We start from the raw sequence: 17,909 nt of genomic DNA, 5'->3' as shown, positions 1-17,909 counted from the left end.
CGTGGCAATCCAGAAAAATAATTAAAAAAATTCTGATTTACAGAATTTTTTTACTGGATTGCTTCGTCGAAACTTGCAGTTTCTTCTCGCAATGACGGAGTGGTATCCACGTAGCCTACCCGCTTGCAATGATGTAATTTTTTTAAACCATCAATATTTATTTAGCAATGCCGTTATTTAATTACGATAGCTGATAATATATTCTGATTATAAGGTTCTTGCAAATGATATGAGCGTCTTTTACTTGGATATTTTAATGGATTTGTGTAAGTATCTTCAGCAATATTTTTTATATCTTTAACGCCTGCTTCTTTAAGTTTTAATTCTACAAAGCTAGGTAAATCAAACATATAATGATTTTCTTTTATCGAGTTTATAAAAAACTGTTTATTGTTAATATCTTTACTTAAGAAAGCTTTATAATATTCATCATCAACCTCATATGAACTTTGAGCTATAGCAGGACCTATCACTGCTATTAAATTCTTTGCTCCTTTTTCTGTCATTTTAGTAACTATATTACTAATAATATTATTTATACTTCCTTTCCACCCCGCATGTGCCGCTCCGATTATTTTACCGTCGCCGCTTGCAAGTAATACCGGTACACAATCTGCCGATTGTACCGCTAATACTAAATTTTTCTTAGTTGTAATGCTTCCATCTGCTTCAGGTACTGCTATTATGGACTCATCAGCATTAACAATTTGATTGCTATGTACTTGGTTTAAAATTAAAATATCTTGTGCTTTAAAATAAGTAGTAATAGATTTTTTGTTTTCAACTATTTCTGGTTCATTTATAGAGTTATTTTTTTTTATATATCTATGACTTGAATTATTGAATGTTTTATCAAAAATTTTATAATAAACTGATCCGTTTATTAATCCTTCCATGAAAATACCCTATATTAATTATAATAGTTTTATTAATACTTTATCCGGTCGTTTACAAAAAAATAAACAGCTAGAAAAAATAATAGCACAATTTCATCAAGACTATAACCTAATCCCTATTATCGGCGTAGAAATAGAGTTTTATTTAAGTCACAATATTGATATAGCTAAATTTGAAATACTTTCAAGAAAATACTTAGCTAGATTTAAAATTTCTAAAATAAAAAAAGAAAAAGGCAATAATCAATTTGAAATAGATCTTCCTCCTTCTGTAAACCTAATACAATATATAAAAAATATATTAGAGGTTAAAACTATTTTAAAAAAAATGGCACAGCAGTTAAACGGTTATATAGATTTTTCTCCTAAGCCGTTTTTGGATGATTATGGTAATAGTATGCATTTTCATATTAATTTTAATTCCGAGTTTAATGATTATTATATAATTTTAGCAGCACAAGGGCTATGTCACTATATGTTAGACACCCTACTCGCTTTTATGCCGACTACTCTAGATTATTCACGGATAAATAAAAAATTTATGGCTCCTACGCATATATCATACGGTGGAAATAATAGAAGCGTAGCCGTACGAATTCCAAATTCTTTTCCCAAACGTTTAGAACATCGCTTATCTTCTCCTGAAACCGATCCGTATATAGCAATTTTTACTATTTTAAAATCAATATTGTTGGCTTTAAAATCTCCAAGTTCGCTCCAAAAAATAGAAAAAATTTATGGGAACGCTTTCGATCCGCAATATGATTTAACTCCATTACCTACATCATCTCAGGATAGCTTTATGTTATTTAAACCGGAGTTTTTTAAATAATTTGTATTTTGTTCGTAAAACCTAAAAACTAAAAAATAATTGTTTTTTTACAACTAAAATAAAGATTGATATAAAGTTTTAAATATAAAACTGCCGAAATTGTTTCAATTAATTATTTTATTTTTGTAAAACTAAATAACTTATGAAGTGCTTTAAGCCGCACTTCACTCTATATTTTCATAATTTTTCATTAGATAATTAAATTCCGCACCATAAATAAATATCATATTTATAATATAGAAGAATATTAATGTAACTATTATACTACCAAGGGAACCATACATTAGATTTAGTTGATTATAGTAGACTATATATGTTGAAAGTAAATAGCCGCTTATTATCCATAATATCACAGTTAATAAAGCTCCTGGAAATACATCAACAAAATTTAATTTTACATTAGGTAATATATAATACAAAGATGAGGCACCTAAAAATAACAAAATTAAAATTAAAGAATATCTTATAAAATTTAAAATGATCTTATATTTTTCAATAGTCTCTAATATTATTGGAACTTTTGTAAATACTATTGGAATCACCACTAAAAGAAACATAGTAAAGGTAATCAAGGCACTAATTATAAGAAACTGTATAATACTAAGTAATCTTCTTCTTATATAAGGGGGGGGAGATTTTATTTGATATACACGATTTAAAATAGTCCTTAAACATTCTACAAAAGAAGAAGCAGTCCAAATACTGCCTACTATGGCAAGATTCATTAAACTTTGAGGAGGAGCACTTAGTAATTCTCGTATTCTCTTTTCTATTGATTCCGTTGCTTGTTCCGGAAGACTCTCTAGAAAAATTTGTATAAAATTTTGACCGAGTTCTGAAGCTCCTAAAAAGCTTGTTAAAGCTAATAAGAATACTAGGAAAGGGAAAATAGATAAAAGTATCATGAATGACATATATCCCGAATGTTCAACGCCATCATCTTCTATTGTTCTAAATAAGGCTACGTAAAGACAATTAAAAATTTTTCTCATTATAAGCTTTAGTTGTTATTATTAATTTTATATTTAACCTTAAATAAGTTCGCTGTAAATAATTAATTTATAATTAAAATGAAACTATATTTTATCTTTGATTTGAAATATTGACATAGAAATGAAATTTTCCCTTGCATTAGTTTTATATTTTTCTATAATACACCAAAATTTTATTTTTTTATAAATTGTAATTTATATCTCAGTAAATAAGTTTTTAAAACATAAGGTATTCATATTTTAGCTTTAAAATAATTTTAAAGCTCTTATGATATTTTTATTTGATAAGAAATAATTTTGCACGATTCTTTAATAATTATTTATCAAATGATTACAAAAAACTTAAAAAATGTTATTTTATAGTTGCTTATAATATTAATTTATGGTATTATTTCTACTTACAATTGGATAAGTTTAATGGTATAAAATTATTAATAACCACATGTTTTATAATAATATAGGATAATATCATTTTTGTTCAAAGAAAATTTTTAAATATAGACATAATTAGTAACTAAGGAGAAGATAATGGGTAGAAAAAACGATATTATACAAAAAATCGATAGTTTTATCGGTAAGAAAATTTATTCTTTAAGACTCGCTAAGGGGTTGTCTCGTCAACAACTTGCTGAAGTAATTGATGTTACTCATCAACAATTACAAAAATACGAAAAAGCAATTAATAGAATTTCTGTAGGAAGGTTAGTACTAATCGCAGAAGCTTTAGATAGGAATATTGATTATTTCTTTGAAGGTTTAGAAGAAGCTAATAAACCGCAGCCTGTACATACTCAACATCAACGTATGTGCATTGAAGTTTCAAGAAATTTTATGAAAATTAATAGCACGGAAGAACAACAAGCTGTTAATAATCTAGTAAAATGTTTAGCCAGAAAAGATAAGCTAAAAGCTAGCTCGTAAAATATTTAATTTATGCTTTTGTGGCCCTCATTATAGGGAACAAGCTTCGACCAAATAGTCCCTATAATTATTTCCTAGCTAAAAGCAGCTTTGTGGAACTCTCTCAATGTATTCTCCCGCGAAAGCGGGAATCTCTAGAAAAAGCAACCTTAATTGATAAAATAACCATATAAAAAACATGCTTCCTGCTTTCGCAGAAAGGTATTGTTGCGTGGACCACAAAACGCATTCGGTGTCATACCGTGGCTTGTCCACGGGATTGACAGAGGTAAAACCGATCCACGTAACAATGCTTCGCAGGAATGACATCGCTTGCCTTTATAATATACAGAATACAAGTCTTGATCAGCGTGGTGGAAAGGAAGACTCTCTTTTAATAGGTGTTAATTTATTTAAATTTTCCGACTGAATAATGCTATCTCTTGCATTCATTAATGCTCCCATAATTTTTATATTATCTTTAATATTAACTCTATCTCTTCCTACTACCATTTTAGCTTTTTCAATATCCGGCTTATCTTTACTTATAGGTTTTAATTCAGACTGTCCTGATACTACCCTTACATCTTCCGTTTTAACACTAGGGTTTTCAATTGCTTCTGCTCGTTTTTGTGCTTGTTCTTGTAATAACTTATCTATAGTTTGTAAACGTACTTCTTTAGATAAAGTTTTATCATCAATTAAATTAGCTTTAATGAAACTTTGCTGTTCTTCAGTAGAAGATTTAGTACCAAATTCCTTTACCAGCTCATCTACTTTTTTTGTTGATTCAGCTTTTTTTTCTTCAAGAGTTTTAAGATCACCATCTGGAGAGAGCATAGCACGAAAATTATTGACTTTCTCAATTGCAAGCTTAGAGATATCATTTAATATACTGGAAGTTTTTTTCACAACTTCTTCTTCTGAGACTTTACGTTTTTCAGGATGAGCATCTAAAACAGGGGTAATAACATTTTTTAATGCATCAGTTACATCTTGGGCTTTGTTATATATATCATCGCGAGGCTTAGATTCCTGTCCTTTTAACCCTTCAGTTAAATTTTGAGTTTCTCTATCTAAAGCTACCTCACTCGCTGCATCTTTAAGAGCTTGTTTATCTTCCGGTATAGCAGTACTCTTATCAATCCCTCTAGAAACAGCTTTAGTTATTTCAGGATTTGCTTTGCCTTCATAAATACCCTCTACTAACCCTTTAGTCATTAACTTTTTATCTTCCAAATCTGTTATACTTTCGGCTACCCCTTTTTCTACGGATTCTATAGCAGAAATTTTTTCTGTAGGTGCCATAGTTTTATGACTAGCTATAGCTTCTCCCATACCTTTAACAATGTCTGCTTTATCTTGACCGTTCAAAGGACTCTCAGCAACTACCTTAGTAATACTTTCAAGCGTTTCACCTTTTATTTCTGCTTTAATCGGACTATCTAAAACCTTTGTAGTAACATTTTGTATTGCCTCAGTTTTAGCGATAGTATTAAATGCAGGGTTAGCTAAAATACCTTGTACCTCTGTTATTTGGGCATTTTTAGTTTGTTCTGCTGTAATCTTATCTAAATTCTGCTGCATCAATTGTTGTTGTTCCGGACTGAGAACTTGGGCTTCTACACCTTTCTTTAATACAGAACCTAATAATTTTTGTTTTTCCGCATTGCTTAATTCAGAGGCATTAACCTTATCACCTACTGCTATAAGCATTGTCCCTTTATCTTCAGTAGAAAGGTTACTTTTTATTACAGCATCCGTAATACTGTCAATTGCCGCAGCTCTACTTGCATCATCTTTAAGACTTAAACCGACATCTACTGCCTTTTCTAACATCTGCTGTTTTTGCTTCGGTTCAAGATTCTCTGAATTTAAAGCTATAGCTACTGTAGCTTCAAGCATTTTTGATTTTTCTAGGTCTGGGGTATTCTGATCATTTTTTATGGTTTCTAATACCGCATTTACTCCACCTACTTTTGTGTCCGGTGTGAGGTCATTATTATTGACCGTATTTTTAGTTAAAGCAATGATATTATTCTGCTTTTCAGCAATATCACTTTTCTCATTATTAAGAATTGCCGTGGCTGCTTCGTTAATTAAATCAATTTGTTTATTACTGTCTTTTTCTCTTGTTAAACCTGCATTTACATAATTTAATAAATCTTGTATGCTGCCTGATAAAGCTGTAGCTGCATTAAGGAGGTTTGGATTCACTTGTTGCGGCTGTGGCATTTGTGAAGTCTCAGGCGGTACTTGTGTAGTAGTAGGCGTTTCAATAGATGATTTTAATTCTTGATTCGGAGTTATTATTGGTTGCGGTGTTTCCTGAGATCGACCTTGTACCTTTGTTAAATCTTCAGCTATAGTTTGTGATAAATCAACACTCTGCCCTTGGTTTAGTTTTACCTCTTGCATCATTTCTTGATATTTACCGCGTGTTACCGCAAGTGTATAAATTTCTCCGCCATGCTCAATATAAGCTACCGCATCCGGTCCGTCTCCGGCAAATTTTAAAGGTTGCGGCGAGCTTATTTCTTTAAGTTGAGGTTTACTGTCTTTGCCCTCTTCATAGTGAGCGGTAAAATATACTGCTTTATCTTTAGAGGGTTTTGTGCCATCAGCTTTTAATGCTACCATCGACAAATGCATTGACCCATCGGCTTTATCAAGTTTTATAGGAAAATCTATTTCTCTATATGAACTGATTTGAACCTGAGTACCGTCTTGTTTAGCTACAGTAAAAGGCTTAGTTTTAACAGTTGTTTCATTTAAGGTGCAGAGTTCATCGCCTGCATCATTTCTAACTACCGTGGCTCTAAGATCGCTTGCACTTATTTGGTTTTCCCACTGTACCGGCTTAAATCCACCCTGGTATCCATTAGCGGCACTATATGTTGAGAGAACATTTTTATAACCGGCTATTTCAGCTGCTTCTAGCCGCTTTTTTGTTTCCGAATCTTCAAAAGCCTTATTAATTAATCCTTGATTATCTTGGTTACTCAAAAAAGCACGGAATTTTCTATCTTCTTCTTCCTTTGCTATTTGTTCAGCTAATTCCGGATTTGTATTAGCAAAATATTCTCTTAATATATCTCTTTGTTTCTCTAGGATTTCTCTTCTGATAGCTTCAGTTATTGGGTCTGATGTCTGACCGTCAGGGGAAATACTGCCCGATAAAGTACTAATTAAAGGAGTAGATTGAGTAGAAGATGCAGGAGTAAAGCTAAAACCATCATCAGCTGTATCTAGTGTAGGTTGAGAAAAAAGTTCTTGTTCTTGTTTCATTTGTTGCTGTTTTTCTTCTTCTGTAAATTCTCTATTTAAAGGATCAAATTCACTTGTATCTGGATTACCGTCTTTACTCATAAAACCTCTAATTTAACCAAAAATTAATTAGCACAAACTGTAAATAATTATGTCATTGCCCGCGTGAATACCGAGCCGTCATTGCGAGCGACTAAAAGGAGCGTGGCAATCTCAGGAATTTTCCTGAGATTGCTTCGTCGAATTACTGCGTAATTCTTCTCGCAATGACGTTAAAACAAATAACACCGTCCTTTTCACAGTTTGTGTTATACTGTCAAAGATAGTATATAAAGAAAAGATAGTATATAAAGATTTTAGTAATATCAAGAAAAAACTGATATTATTATTGAGAAAATTTAATAGAATTTTTATATTCTTTATTGAGTTCTTTAGTTGCCCAAAGCCAAGTTAAGCAAGTAATTATAAATATAATCATTAAACAGATGGAAATAGATTGATAACTAGCGGAAGGTAATATTATAAATACCAATGATTGTAAAAATGCACTACCGGATTTACCGAGTTTTGTACCTATCACGTCGGCAGCAGCTTTACCTTTTATTTTTATTTCCGGATCTAAAGGAACATAAGCCATTTCTTTTGTTGAATCAAATAAGGTATATTTACTTGATTTACTAAGCACATTTTGAATAGCACCTATTGTTATAGCAATTAAAGCAGGATCAGTTAGAATAAAATTTGCTATTATTAAGCCGGCAAATCCTTCAAAGTTATTAACAGCAAAAAATAATATACCGGTAATAAAAACTATTAAAGGTGTGATAACAGCCGCCGTAAACCAGCCAAGTCTTCTAACTATATTTGAACCAAGTACGACAAATAAAATAGTAAATACTCCGGTGTAGCTCAAATAACTTCCTATAAAAGCTGCATATTCGGTTGGAGTTTTATAAATTTTAGTAGCTGCTGCTTTCCAAGGACCTTCTACTAAATTAATGGCAATGCCATAGCAGATAAGCAAAGTTGCAATTAATCTAATATGCCTTGACGATAGAATCATCTGAAAACTTTCGGCAATAGTCATAGATTTTTTCTTTGCTTTAAATTTGAGTAACGCCATATGCTCTTTATCTAGTACTTTATGATTAAGTAGCCAAAAAGTTTTAATAGCTATTATACCTAAAATTAGTACTATAGTTAGAATAATTTGTATAGAAAGTGTATGAAAAGACGATTGCAATGCAAATTTATTAGTTACGTAATCATTAATATTACTTAGATTTTCTAAAAACTGCCCTGCTAAATAAATACCTGTTTGACTAAGTAAACCGAATAACGGATAAAATCTTTTAGATTCTTCCACGGTAGTAATGTTATTAACAAACTGCCAAAAAAGTAATGCAAAAACTACGTTTGGCCATAATTCGGCGATTATATAAAATAGCGAAAAACTCCATTTTGATAAAAGCAATATAAACCATTTTAAATTAGGTAAGCTTGCCGTTAAATTTTGAACAGTTACAGGGCTTAAATGCAGCATTTCATGATTTGGAAAAATAACGTAGGCAAATAAAGCAAAGAATGTTAAAAAAATTGATATAATAAGATAAAATATATTTTCTGCTTTCATCCTATTAACAAGCTTTACATATATAGCAGTCATTAAGAAAGCTGACGGCATCACTCCCCAAAACTTCAAAAACGAGATAGTCTCGGCACCTATCATAGTAGTAACAATACTATCTTTTAAAGCTCTGATTAGATTTTGGATAAATAAAATACAGAACATTAATAAGGTGATGAATAAAAATTTAGAAACTTCGTGGCGTTTTATAGGCCAGATATAATCGGTAAGTTTGGAAAAACGGCTATTGATTTTAGAGGGAGGATTTTCTATATTACTGGAGTTAATCGTCATTATTTGGTCTAACCTATATCTTGCTATTGGCTAGAATTATATATTAAAGATTTTCTAAATTTAAGTCAAGGATATACTCGTTTAATTTGAGGTATTAACTAAAAAGAGTTGATATCGTCATTGCGAGCGAACTTTAGTTCGTGTGGCAATCCAGAAAAATTAATAAAAAATGCTAAAATTAGCATTTTTTTACTGGATTGCTTCGTCAAATTACTACGTAATTCTTCTCGCAATGACGAAAAAGTTTCAAGTTATCAACCCTTCATTTTATGGAAGTATATTAATGAATAGTTATTGGTTAAATATTTATAAACCAAGAGGTATAAGTTCTGCTAAACTGGTTAGTATGGTAAAAAAAATACTCGGTAAAGAAGTTAAGATAGGACATGCCGGTACTTTAGATGTTGAAGCGGAAGGGATACTACCCCTTGCCGTAGGTGAAGCTACAAAGCTGATACAGCTGCTAATTGATGCTAGAAAAACCTATATTTTTACCGTAAAATTCGGACTACAAACCGATAGCGGCGATTATACCGGTAAAGTAATAGCAACGAAAGATTATATCCCTTCTCAAGAAGAGGCTTATACCGTATGTTCTAAATTTATCGATAACGTAACACAAATACCGCCGGCTTTTTCTGCTCTTAAAGTTAACGGTGTAAGAGCTTATAAATTGGCCAGAGAGGGGAAAGAAGTAGAATTAAAGCCAAGAAATATAACTATTTATAATCTAAAATGTTTAAATTTTGATGAGAAAAATGCTACCGCTACATACTATACGGAATGCTCAAAAGGTACTTATATAAGGACTTTAGCAGAAGATTTGGCATTGTCCTTGCAAAGTTTAGGATTTGTGATAGAATTACGCCGTACTCAGGTTGGAATATTTAAAGAAGAAAATGTTATCCAAATTGAATCACCTGACGAAATTACCAAAAATTTCCTAGAGGAAAAAAGCATAAAGATAGAATCAATACTGGACGACATCCTGGTTCTTGATGCTACTGACAGCCAAGCACAAAAAATCAGATATGGGCAGAAATGCCAATTCGATTATGAAGAAGACGTTAGTCTTTTATGGGTTCGCTATAAAGGCACTCTGCTTGCAATAGGTAGCTTAAACAAGAGTTGCTTTAATTCTTTACGAGTATTTAATTTATTATAACAATTTAAGGAGAAATTATCGATGTCGATTACACAAGAACGTAAACAACAATTAATTAAAGAATATGCTATAACGGAAAATGATACCGGTTCAAGTGCGGTGCAATGTGCTATCTTAACTGAAAGAATCAACAATTTAACCGAGCATTTTAAATCTAACCATAAAGATCATACTTCAAGACGTGGATTATTAATTTTAGTCGGACGCCGTCGTAGATTACTTAACTATATTAAAAAGAATAATGTTAGAGAATATTTAGATTTAATAAGTAAGCTAGGAATTAGAAAGATTAAGTAGCTAAATAACCGTCATTGCGAGCAGCCGTAGGCTGCGTGGCAATCTCGTCAAATATCCTGAGATTGCTTCGTCGAATTACTACGTAATTCTTCTCGCAATGACGGGATAGAATACAAAAAATATAAATTATGAAATGAGATAAATAGATGTTTAACGAAATAACTAAGAGTGTTACATGGAACAGGAAAGTTCTTGAGCTTAGTACAGGTAAGATAGCAAGGCAAGCTGACGGAGCAGTTACGGTAAAAATGGGTAATTCCGTTTTATTATGTACAGCAGTAGTAGCTAAAAAAGCAAAAGAAGGTATCGGCTTTTTTCCTTTAACGATTAATTATAGAGAAATGGCATATGCTGCTGGTAAAATCCCCGGAGGATTTTTTAAACGTGAGGGAAAAGCATCAGATAGAGAAGTTTTAGTATCTCGTTTAATAGATAGACCGATTAGACCATTATTTCATCCGGCTTTTGTGAATGAAACGCATGTAACTTGCAGTGTTCTTTCATATGATCCTGAAACTCCGGTAGATATACTTGCAATTATTGGTGCATCGGCTGCCCTTAGCCTATCCCCTGCTCCTTATCTAGAAATAGTTGCTGCAAGTAAAGTCGGTTTAATCAATGGTGAATTTGTTTTAAATCCGACACTTGAATTATTAAAAGCAAGTCAGCTTGATTTAGTAGTTGCAGGAACATCAGATTCAGTAATGATGGTTGAATCGGAAGCTCATTTACTCGCTGAAGAACAAATGTTAGAAGCCGTAAAATTTGGATTTGAAAGCTTCCAGCCGGTAATAAAGATAATTAAAGAACTAGCAGAAGAAGCTAAAAAACCAAAGCTTGAAATGCAAGATTTATATCCTGCCTCATTAAAGAAAGAAATTGAGAAGTTATTTGTAAAAGAAATTGAACAAGCTTTTGCGATTAAATCTAAACAGGAACGTAGTACTAATTTAGATTTAATACCTGAAAAAGTTCTTACACATTTTGTAAGCGACATAGAAAATAAAAAATATAGTAATTATCAAATCGAATCGGCTTTAAAATCTATTGAATCAGATATATTACGTAACGAGATTTTAGAAAAAAATAGACGTATCGATGGAAGAAGTACCACGGATATAAGACAAATTGCTTGTGAAATAGGTTTATTACCTTCCGCACACGGTTCAGCTTTATTTACTAGAGGCGAGACGCAAAGCTTAGTTAGTACTACATTCGGTACTAGTTTAGATGAGCAGATAGTTGACAGTTTAGAGGGTGAGTATAAAGAGTGTTTTATGCTTAATTATATCTTTCCGCCCTACTCTGTAAATGAAGCAATGCCGATGAAAGCACCTAGTCGTCGTGAAGTTGGACACGGTAAACTAGCATGGCGTGCTATTAATCCAATATTACCTAATAAGGTACAATTTCCTTATTCTATTAGAGTAGTTGCTGAAACTACGGAGTCTAACGGTTCTTCTTCAATGGCAACTGTTTGCGGTAGTTCTCTTGCTTTAATGTATGCCGGCGTACCGATAAAAGCACCGGTTGCGGGTATTGCTATGGGGCTTGTTAAGGAAGGCAAAAAATTTGCGGTATTATCCGACATTCTTGGAGATGAAGATTATTTCGGTGATATGGACTTTAAGGTTGCAGGAACTAGTGAAGGGATTACTGCATTACAAATGGATATCAAAATATCCGGAGTAGATTTTAAAATAATGAAAGTAGCTTTAGAGCAAGCACGACTAGGTCGTTTGCATATACTTGAGCAAATGAATAAAGTTATTAGTAAACCAAATAGCGAACTAAGTAAAAATGCTCCTTCTACTACTACTATAAAAATAGATAAGGATAAAATTAGAGATATTATAGGACCGGGCGGTAAAGTAATAAAGGAAATTTGTGAGACTAGCGGTGTTAAAATAGATATAAGCGATGACGGTACGGTTTCTGTTTATGCTTCAGATAGAGATAAGCTAAAAGTCGCTTTAGATAAAATTAAAGCTATTGCCGTTGAACCTGAAATCGGTGAAATATTTAACGGTACGGTAATGAAAGTCTTAGATTCCGGTGCTTTTATTAATTATTTAGGTAATAAAGACGGCTTTGTTCATATTAGTGAAATTTCAGAAGAAAGAATAGAAACGGTTAGCAGTGTTTTAAAACAAGGCGATATAGTAAAAGTTAAACTGATAGGCTTTGATAATAAAGGCAAAGCAAAACTAACTATTAAAAATGCCAATAAGGATAAATCTTCAAATAATCCAAAGCCAAAAAATAATGTTAATAATGCTAAGGAAAATTCAGAACCTGAGCGACGTGATTCTAGTAAAAAACGAGCTTGGAATGAAGATAATAATGCTGAAACTGCTGAAGTAATTACAGAACGTAAGTATTTTAATTGATATGAAGCTTAATTGTTATTGCGAGGAAAAACTGTAAGTTTTGACGAAGCAATCCAGTAAAAATTCTGTAAATCAGAATTTTTTTAATTATTTTCTGGATTGCCGCGTCGCCTACGGCTCCTCGCAATGACGATTAGGTATTCACGCAACAACACCTGCTCGCAATGACAGTTCGGGTATCCACAAAATAACTCATAATACTAATAATTTACTGGATCCCGTGGCGGGGTCACGGTATGACAATGAGTAAATAAATGACCGACATAAATAATTACCAAATCATCGCAAAGAGGGTTATTTCTAGTGAAGCAAGTGCTTTAGAAAAATTATCTGAAAATATCCCTGAAGACTTTAACAGAATTATAGAATTTTTACTATCTTTCAAAGGACGGATAATCCTAACCGGCATAGGCAAAAGCGGTTATATTGCAAGAAAAATAGCTGCTAGCTTTTCTTCAACCGGTATGCCTGCTTTTTATTTACATCCGGCAGAGGCAAGTCACGGCGATTTAGGTATGGTGACGAGAAATGATCTAGTAATTATGCTATCTAATTCCGGTGAAACTAAAGAGCTATTTAATATAATTGAATATTGTAAGAACTCTTCCATAAAAATTGCTGCAATGACAATGAATAAAAATTCCACTTTAGCTAAAAGAAGCGATTTTTTATTAATAGTACCTGAATACCCGGAAGCTTCTGTAATTGGAGCTCCTACTATATCATCTTTAATAATGTTATCACTAGGTGATGCTTTAATGACTGTTATACATGAAAAACGAGGCTTTACTAAAGATGATTTTAAAATTTATCATCCGGGAGGTACAATCGGTGCTAATTTAACAAAAATTAAAAACCTAATGCGTAGCGGTGATGAAATACCTTTAGTATATGAAGATACTTCCTTTGCCGAAACTATAATTATTATGAATAAAAAACGTTTAGGTTGTACACTTGTCACGGATAAAAACCAAAATTTGATAGGGATTATAACCGACGGGGATTTACGTCGTCATATTAACGATCAAATTCACTTAAAAACAGCATCAAGCATTATGACCAAAAACCCTATTCATATCTCATCGGAAATATTTGCAAAAGAGGCTTTAAATTTAATGAAAGCCAAAAATATCACTAATATACCGATTGTTGATGATAATATTATTATGGGCATTATTCATATTCATGATTTACTACGCATGGGAGTTAGCTAAAATCTATGCCCTCTTCTTATAAACGGCGAAAAAAAATTTGGAAATCTGTATATCTTTTAATAATAGTTGGAATTTTGTATATAGGATATATATTAATTAAAAGCGGTTATATTAATGAAGAAAACGATATTAATGTTACAAAAAAAAGTTTAAAAGATACTAAAAATTTTGATTTAAAATATAATATTATATTGAAAGATTCAATTTTTGAAGGAGTAAATAAAAATTTAAATGCGTATAAAATTAAAACTGAGCGAGCTATAAAAGAGTCGGATAACAAATATAAACTAGACATAATAAATGCTATTTATAACGTAAATCAAGACCAAACTCTTATTATCAATGCGAAAGAAGGCTTTTTAGATGAAGAATCAAACATATTAGATTTAAAAAACGATGTAAAACTTTTTTTTGATGAGATCATATTTAACACTAACGATGCAAGGATTGATTTAGTAAATAAAAATATAACCGGCAACTCCTCTGCTAAATTACTTTATAAAAACTCTTCAATTACTTCAGATAGTTTTAATACGAAGGATGAAAATAATATTATAATTTTTAAAGGCAATGTCTCTACAATCATCGATTTATCGGATTATTAAACTTGTAGTATTTCTTACTATTAGTATATCTATATATGCTAATGATAAAAATATTTCAAATTTACATATAACATCTGATACTTTAATTATTGATAGAATCAAACAAAAAGCAGAATATCTTGGAAATGTTGTTGTTTACTTCGATAATGCGATACTTAGAACGAAAGAATTATATATTTTTTATAAAACAATAGATGATAAACAAACTATTGATTATATAGTTATTCCGACCAAATTGACTGTAGAAAGAAAAATAAATAATGAATTATTACTTGCAGATAGTGCTAAATATTTTTTTGATGACAAACAACTTATTCTACTCGGTAATGTAATATTACAGCGTGATGATAATATCTTAAAAACTAATAAACTAATCTATTATGTAGATATTGTTAAGAAATAGAGTTCTTTAATACGTCATTGCGAGGAAAAATTGAAAATTTTGACGAAGCAATCTCAGGATATTTGACGAGATTGCCACGCAGCCTACGGCTGCTCGCAATGACGTTGAGAATTAATCCACACAAAAAAATGCAAATAAAAAAGATGGACAGCTTACAAGTTAAAAATATATCAAAATCCTACAAAAAAAGGAATATATTAACTGATATATCTCTGAATATAAAACAAGGAGAGATAGTTGGTTTATTCGGTCCTAACGGAGCCGGTAAAACAACTTGTTTTAACATTATTATCGGTTTAATGAAACCGGACTCAGGACAATTACTTTTAAACGATATAAATATTACCAACCTACCTATTTATTTACGAGCAAGGCTTGGAATCGGCTACCTTCTTCAAGAACCTTCGATATTTCGGGGATTATCGGTTGAGGATAATATTAAGGCTGTAGTTGAGATATCTGAAAATGATAAAGAAGTAATTGAACAAAAAACCCATAATTTACTAGAGAAATTTTCGATAGTACATTTAAAAGATTTATCCGCTGCTAGCTTATCAGGCGGTGAAAGGCGTAGGCTTGAGATTGCACGTTCACTTGCAATAGATCCTAAATTTATCATGCTTGATGAACCGCTTGCCGGTATTGATCCGCTTGCTATTTCCGATATCAAAAATCTAATTACTTATTTACGTGAGTTTAATATAGGCATATTAATTACCGACCATAACGTACGTGATACTCTAGATATAGTCGACCGTGCTTATGTTATTTTTGAAGGTAAAGTATTATTAGAAGGAAGTGCTAAGGAAATAGCAAACAGCAAAAAAGTTAAGGAAGTGTATTTAGGTGAAAGCTTTAGTTTTTAGATTCCGATGTCCTTCCTATATGGTATTGTTGCATAGATACCGCCACCCGTTATTGCGAGGAGGTATTGTTGCGTGGATACTGAAGGTCGTCATTGCGAGGAGCGAAGCGACGTGGCAATCTCGTCAAATATCTTGAGATTGCTTCGTCAAAACTTACAGTTTTTCCTCGCAATGACAGAAAACTTGATTCATACAACAACACTTAAGACAATTTTTTTATGCAAATTAACAAAGAAATTTTTAGAGCTTATGATATAAGAGGCAATAGCCTTAAGGATTTAATAGAAGAAGTAGCTTATAAAATCGGCTTTTGTTTCGCCGAGATGACTATAACAAAAGATAATAGCAAAATCTGTATTGGTTTAGACGGTCGGCTCAGCTCCCCTACCCTTTGTAAAGCTTTAGAATTAGGACTAACTGATGCAGGGGCTGAAATCATAAATATTGGCGTAGTTCCGACTCCCGTACTATATTTTGCCGATAAACAATTTATGCCTGCCGGTAGTATTATGGTTACGGGATCGCATAACCCTCGTGACGATAACGGCTTTAAAATACTACAAAACGGTAAATCTTTTTTCGGTGATCAGATACAGGATTTATTAGCAAAGGTTTTGAATAGTCATGTCATGTCCACCACCCCTTATGTCATTCCTGCGAAAGCAGGAATCCAGATTAATACAAGTGGAGACATGGATTCCCGCTTTTGCGGGAATGACATAGATTATGGACATAATATAGAATATAAATACCTAAAACGTATTTTAGAGGGAATAAATATTAATCCAAAGTTAAAAGTGGCTTGGGACTGCGGCAATGGAGCAACGGGCAATATTATTGAAGAGTTAAAAAAGCATTTAACTAATCACAACATAATCATAAATAGTAGGATTGACGGAAATTTTCCAAGCCATCACCCTGACCCTACCAACCCTGCTAATTTACAAGAGCTAATTAAATTAGTTAAAGAACAAAATTGTGACCTTGGTATAGCTTTTGACGGTGATGGTGATAGAATCGGTATTGTAAGCGGGAACGACAAGATATTATTCGGTGATCAAATTTTATGTATATTTGCTGAGGATATTTTAAAGGAAAATCCAAACGCAACTATAATAGTTGATTTAAAAGCCGGTCAGTTTATCGTTGATAAAATAAAATCATTCGGCGGAAATCCTATAATATGGCGAACAGGTCACCCTTTTATTAAAAGCAAAATGCTAGAGACAAAAGCTTTACTCGCCGGTGAAATGAGCGGGCATATATTCTTTGCCGATAAATATTTTGGCTTTGATGATGCAATTTATGCAGCCCTTAGATTTTTAGATTTACTTAGCAAATCGGATAAAACGCTAGATGAAATAATAGAAGATTTACCGAAAAGCTATAGTACACCGGAAATTAAAATTTTTGTTCCGTCTAGGTTAAAATTACAAATTATTAAAGAGATTAAAGAAAAATTATTAGAAGAGAAAATAGAGTTTAATGATATAGACGGTGTACGGGTAAATACTGAGCATGGTTGGTGGTTACTGCGTAGTTCTAACACCGAATCTATTATAGTTGCAAGAGCTGAATCAGCTAGTAAAGAAGGTTTAGAGGAAATAATAGCTATAATTAATAAATATCTTGAAAAATATGGACTATTAATTTAACTAAAGGTAGATTAATTAAGAATTTAACGTCATTGCGAGGAAAATTACGAAGTAATTGACGAAGCAATCCAGTAAAAAATGCTATAAATTAGCATTTTTTTTGTTATTTTTACTGGATTGCCGCACTCCCTACGGTCGCTCGCAATGACGATATCTATCTTTAGTTAGCAATACCTAATTAATTATTAAAAAATTATTGCTTTCTAAAATATTATTTTATATATTTTTCTCACATTAAATTAATATAAGGAAAAATAATATGTCAAAAACCTCATATCAAATAGACTCCGTCAATATATCACCTGTTGATACTGATAATAAATTAGTTACAGTAATGCCAACAGGTGCAAATACATTAAATATTAACATTAACAACAAGGCACCATTAGTAATAAAGTATGAAGACCTGAAACCTACTAATAATCCTAATGTTTTAGAACTTGATAGTGATGTAGCAGCATCTAACGGTTTTAAATAGTCTGACCATTGACTACAGTGATGCAGCT

The 17,909-nt window shown here is 32.0% G+C and carries 18 protein-coding genes; 11 read left to right on the top strand and 7 right to left on the bottom strand.

Annotated elements, in window-relative coordinates; all coding sequences use genetic code 11:
* Window positions 1-173 precede the first annotated feature (173 nt).
* Complete coding sequence (gene pgeF / locus BN1174_RS00215; RefSeq protein WP_040255642.1) at window positions 174-896, bottom strand: peptidoglycan editing factor PgeF; 723 nt, start codon at window positions 894-896, stop codon at window positions 174-176.
* Between pgeF and BN1174_RS00210 the strand changes: the two genes are divergently transcribed.
* Window positions 895-1,728, top strand: a complete 834-nt coding sequence (locus BN1174_RS00210; RefSeq protein WP_040255640.1) for a type I glutamate--ammonia ligase — start codon at window positions 895-897, stop codon at window positions 1,726-1,728. The genes pgeF and BN1174_RS00210 overlap by 2 nt on opposite strands.
* 164 nt (window positions 1,729-1,892) lie before the next feature.
* Here the strand turns inward: BN1174_RS00210 and BN1174_RS00205 are convergent, their stop codons facing one another.
* Complete coding sequence (locus tag BN1174_RS00205) at window positions 1,893-2,720, bottom strand: YihY/virulence factor BrkB family protein (protein WP_040255638.1); 828 nt, start codon at window positions 2,718-2,720, stop codon at window positions 1,893-1,895.
* 528 nt (window positions 2,721-3,248) lie between these two features.
* Here BN1174_RS00205 and BN1174_RS00200 point away from each other — a divergent pair.
* Window positions 3,249-3,641, top strand: coding sequence for a helix-turn-helix domain-containing protein (locus tag BN1174_RS00200; protein WP_040255636.1), 393 nt, complete (start codon window positions 3,249-3,251; stop codon window positions 3,639-3,641).
* A 345-nt stretch (window positions 3,642-3,986) separates the two neighbouring features.
* Here BN1174_RS00200 and BN1174_RS00195 read toward each other — a convergent pair whose 3' ends face one another.
* The 4 genes from BN1174_RS00195 to BN1174_RS12145 all read right to left on the bottom strand — a co-directional run bounded on the left by BN1174_RS00195 (window position 3,987) and on the right by BN1174_RS12145 (window position 9,041).
* The gene (locus BN1174_RS00195; RefSeq protein WP_040255634.1) at window positions 3,987-6,989 is read right to left on the bottom strand and encodes a Sca4 family spreading effector; all 3,003 of its coding nucleotides are present in this window, start codon (window positions 6,987-6,989) and stop codon (window positions 3,987-3,989) included.
* Between the two features lie 111 nt (window positions 6,990-7,100).
* Entirely contained in the window at window positions 7,101-7,256 is a 156-nt protein-coding gene (locus BN1174_RS09400) for a hypothetical protein (protein ID WP_156138403.1), read from the bottom strand.
* Window positions 7,257-7,272: 16 nt separating this feature from the next.
* Window positions 7,273-8,808, bottom strand: a complete 1,536-nt coding sequence (tlc4, locus tag BN1174_RS00190) for an NTP/NDP exchange transporter Tlc4 (protein ID WP_040255633.1) — start codon at window positions 8,806-8,808, stop codon at window positions 7,273-7,275.
* A 98-nt stretch (window positions 8,809-8,906) separates the two neighbouring features.
* A complete protein-coding gene (locus BN1174_RS12145; RefSeq protein WP_269378657.1) occupies window positions 8,907-9,041 on the bottom strand; it encodes a hypothetical protein in 135 nt (44 codons plus the stop codon).
* Window positions 9,042-9,091: 50 nt separating this feature from the next.
* On the opposite strand from BN1174_RS12145, the gene truB reads away from it, so the two are divergent.
* From truB to lptB, 7 genes are all read left to right on the top strand, one after another.
* Window positions 9,092-9,973 carry a tRNA pseudouridine(55) synthase TruB gene (gene truB / locus BN1174_RS00185; protein WP_040255631.1) on the top strand — a complete coding sequence of 294 codons (882 nt, stop codon included), beginning with the start codon at window positions 9,092-9,094 and terminating at the stop codon, window positions 9,971-9,973.
* A 21-nt stretch (window positions 9,974-9,994) separates the two neighbouring features.
* Window positions 9,995-10,270, top strand: a complete 276-nt coding sequence (gene rpsO, locus BN1174_RS00180) for a 30S ribosomal protein S15 (protein ID WP_040255629.1) — start codon at window positions 9,995-9,997, stop codon at window positions 10,268-10,270.
* Window positions 10,271-10,416: 146 nt separating this feature from the next.
* A complete protein-coding gene (gene pnp, locus BN1174_RS00175) occupies window positions 10,417-12,660 on the top strand; it encodes a polyribonucleotide nucleotidyltransferase (protein WP_040255627.1) in 2,244 nt (747 codons plus the stop codon).
* A gap of 254 nt (window positions 12,661-12,914) precedes the next feature.
* Entirely contained in the window at window positions 12,915-13,874 is a 960-nt protein-coding gene (locus BN1174_RS00170) for a KpsF/GutQ family sugar-phosphate isomerase (RefSeq protein WP_040255625.1), read from the top strand.
* Between the two features lie 5 nt (window positions 13,875-13,879).
* Window positions 13,880-14,479, top strand: a complete 600-nt coding sequence (gene lptC, locus BN1174_RS00165) for an LPS export ABC transporter periplasmic protein LptC (RefSeq protein WP_040255623.1) — start codon at window positions 13,880-13,882, stop codon at window positions 14,477-14,479.
* Complete coding sequence (locus tag BN1174_RS00160) at window positions 14,445-14,882, top strand: LptA/OstA family protein (RefSeq protein ID WP_040255622.1); 438 nt, start codon at window positions 14,445-14,447, stop codon at window positions 14,880-14,882. Before lptC ends, BN1174_RS00160 begins: the two co-directional genes overlap by 35 nt.
* A gap of 143 nt (window positions 14,883-15,025) precedes the next feature.
* A complete protein-coding gene (gene lptB / locus BN1174_RS00155) occupies window positions 15,026-15,748 on the top strand; it encodes an LPS export ABC transporter ATP-binding protein (RefSeq protein ID WP_040257742.1) in 723 nt (240 codons plus the stop codon).
* A gap of 49 nt (window positions 15,749-15,797) precedes the next feature.
* On the opposite strand, the gene BN1174_RS12140 is transcribed toward lptB, so the two are convergent.
* Window positions 15,798-15,920 carry a hypothetical protein gene (locus BN1174_RS12140; protein WP_269378651.1) on the bottom strand — a complete coding sequence of 41 codons (123 nt, stop codon included), beginning with the start codon at window positions 15,918-15,920 and terminating at the stop codon, window positions 15,798-15,800.
* A 46-nt stretch (window positions 15,921-15,966) separates the two neighbouring features.
* Here BN1174_RS12140 and BN1174_RS00150 point away from each other — a divergent pair, with 46 nt between their 5' ends.
* Complete coding sequence (locus BN1174_RS00150) at window positions 15,967-17,403, top strand: phosphomannomutase/phosphoglucomutase (protein WP_040255620.1); 1,437 nt, start codon at window positions 15,967-15,969, stop codon at window positions 17,401-17,403.
* A 259-nt stretch (window positions 17,404-17,662) separates the two neighbouring features.
* Window positions 17,663-17,881 carry a hypothetical protein gene (locus tag BN1174_RS11130; protein ID WP_156138402.1) on the top strand — a complete coding sequence of 73 codons (219 nt, stop codon included), beginning with the start codon at window positions 17,663-17,665 and terminating at the stop codon, window positions 17,879-17,881.
* Window positions 17,882-17,909 lie beyond the last annotated feature (28 nt).

Source organism: Rickettsia hoogstraalii (assembly GCF_000825685.1).
Classification (GTDB): domain Bacteria; phylum Pseudomonadota; class Alphaproteobacteria; order Rickettsiales; family Rickettsiaceae; genus Rickettsia; species Rickettsia hoogstraalii.
Note: the sequence above shows the minus strand (reverse complement) of the source record. Positions and strands in the feature narration are given on the sequence as shown.

Coding starts and splice junctions, on each gene's coding strand:
- BN1174_RS00210 (WP_040255640.1), top strand. CDS start 895: ATGAAAATACCCTATATTAATTATAATAGTTTTATTAATACTTTATCC.
- pgeF (WP_040255642.1), bottom strand. CDS start 896: ATGGAAGGATTAATAAACGGATCAGTTTATTATAAAATTTTTGATAAA.
- BN1174_RS00205 (WP_040255638.1), bottom strand. CDS start 2,720: ATGAGAAAAATTTTTAATTGTCTTTACGTAGCCTTATTTAGAACAATA.
- BN1174_RS00200 (WP_040255636.1), top strand. CDS start 3,249: ATGGGTAGAAAAAACGATATTATACAAAAAATCGATAGTTTTATCGGT.
- BN1174_RS00195 (WP_040255634.1), bottom strand. CDS start 6,989: ATGAGTAAAGACGGTAATCCAGATACAAGTGAATTTGATCCTTTAAAT.
- tlc4 (WP_040255633.1), bottom strand. CDS start 8,808: ATGACGATTAACTCCAGTAATATAGAAAATCCTCCCTCTAAAATCAAT.
- truB (WP_040255631.1), top strand. CDS start 9,092: ATGAATAGTTATTGGTTAAATATTTATAAACCAAGAGGTATAAGTTCT.
- rpsO (WP_040255629.1), top strand. CDS start 9,995: ATGTCGATTACACAAGAACGTAAACAACAATTAATTAAAGAATATGCT.
- pnp (WP_040255627.1), top strand. CDS start 10,417: ATGTTTAACGAAATAACTAAGAGTGTTACATGGAACAGGAAAGTTCTT.
- BN1174_RS00170 (WP_040255625.1), top strand. CDS start 12,915: ATGACCGACATAAATAATTACCAAATCATCGCAAAGAGGGTTATTTCT.
- lptC (WP_040255623.1), top strand. CDS start 13,880: ATGCCCTCTTCTTATAAACGGCGAAAAAAAATTTGGAAATCTGTATAT.
- BN1174_RS00160 (WP_040255622.1), top strand. CDS start 14,445: ATGTCTCTACAATCATCGATTTATCGGATTATTAAACTTGTAGTATTT.
- lptB (WP_040257742.1), top strand. CDS start 15,026: ATGGACAGCTTACAAGTTAAAAATATATCAAAATCCTACAAAAAAAGG.
- BN1174_RS00150 (WP_040255620.1), top strand. CDS start 15,967: ATGCAAATTAACAAAGAAATTTTTAGAGCTTATGATATAAGAGGCAAT.
- BN1174_RS11130 (WP_156138402.1), top strand. CDS start 17,663: ATGTCAAAAACCTCATATCAAATAGACTCCGTCAATATATCACCTGTT.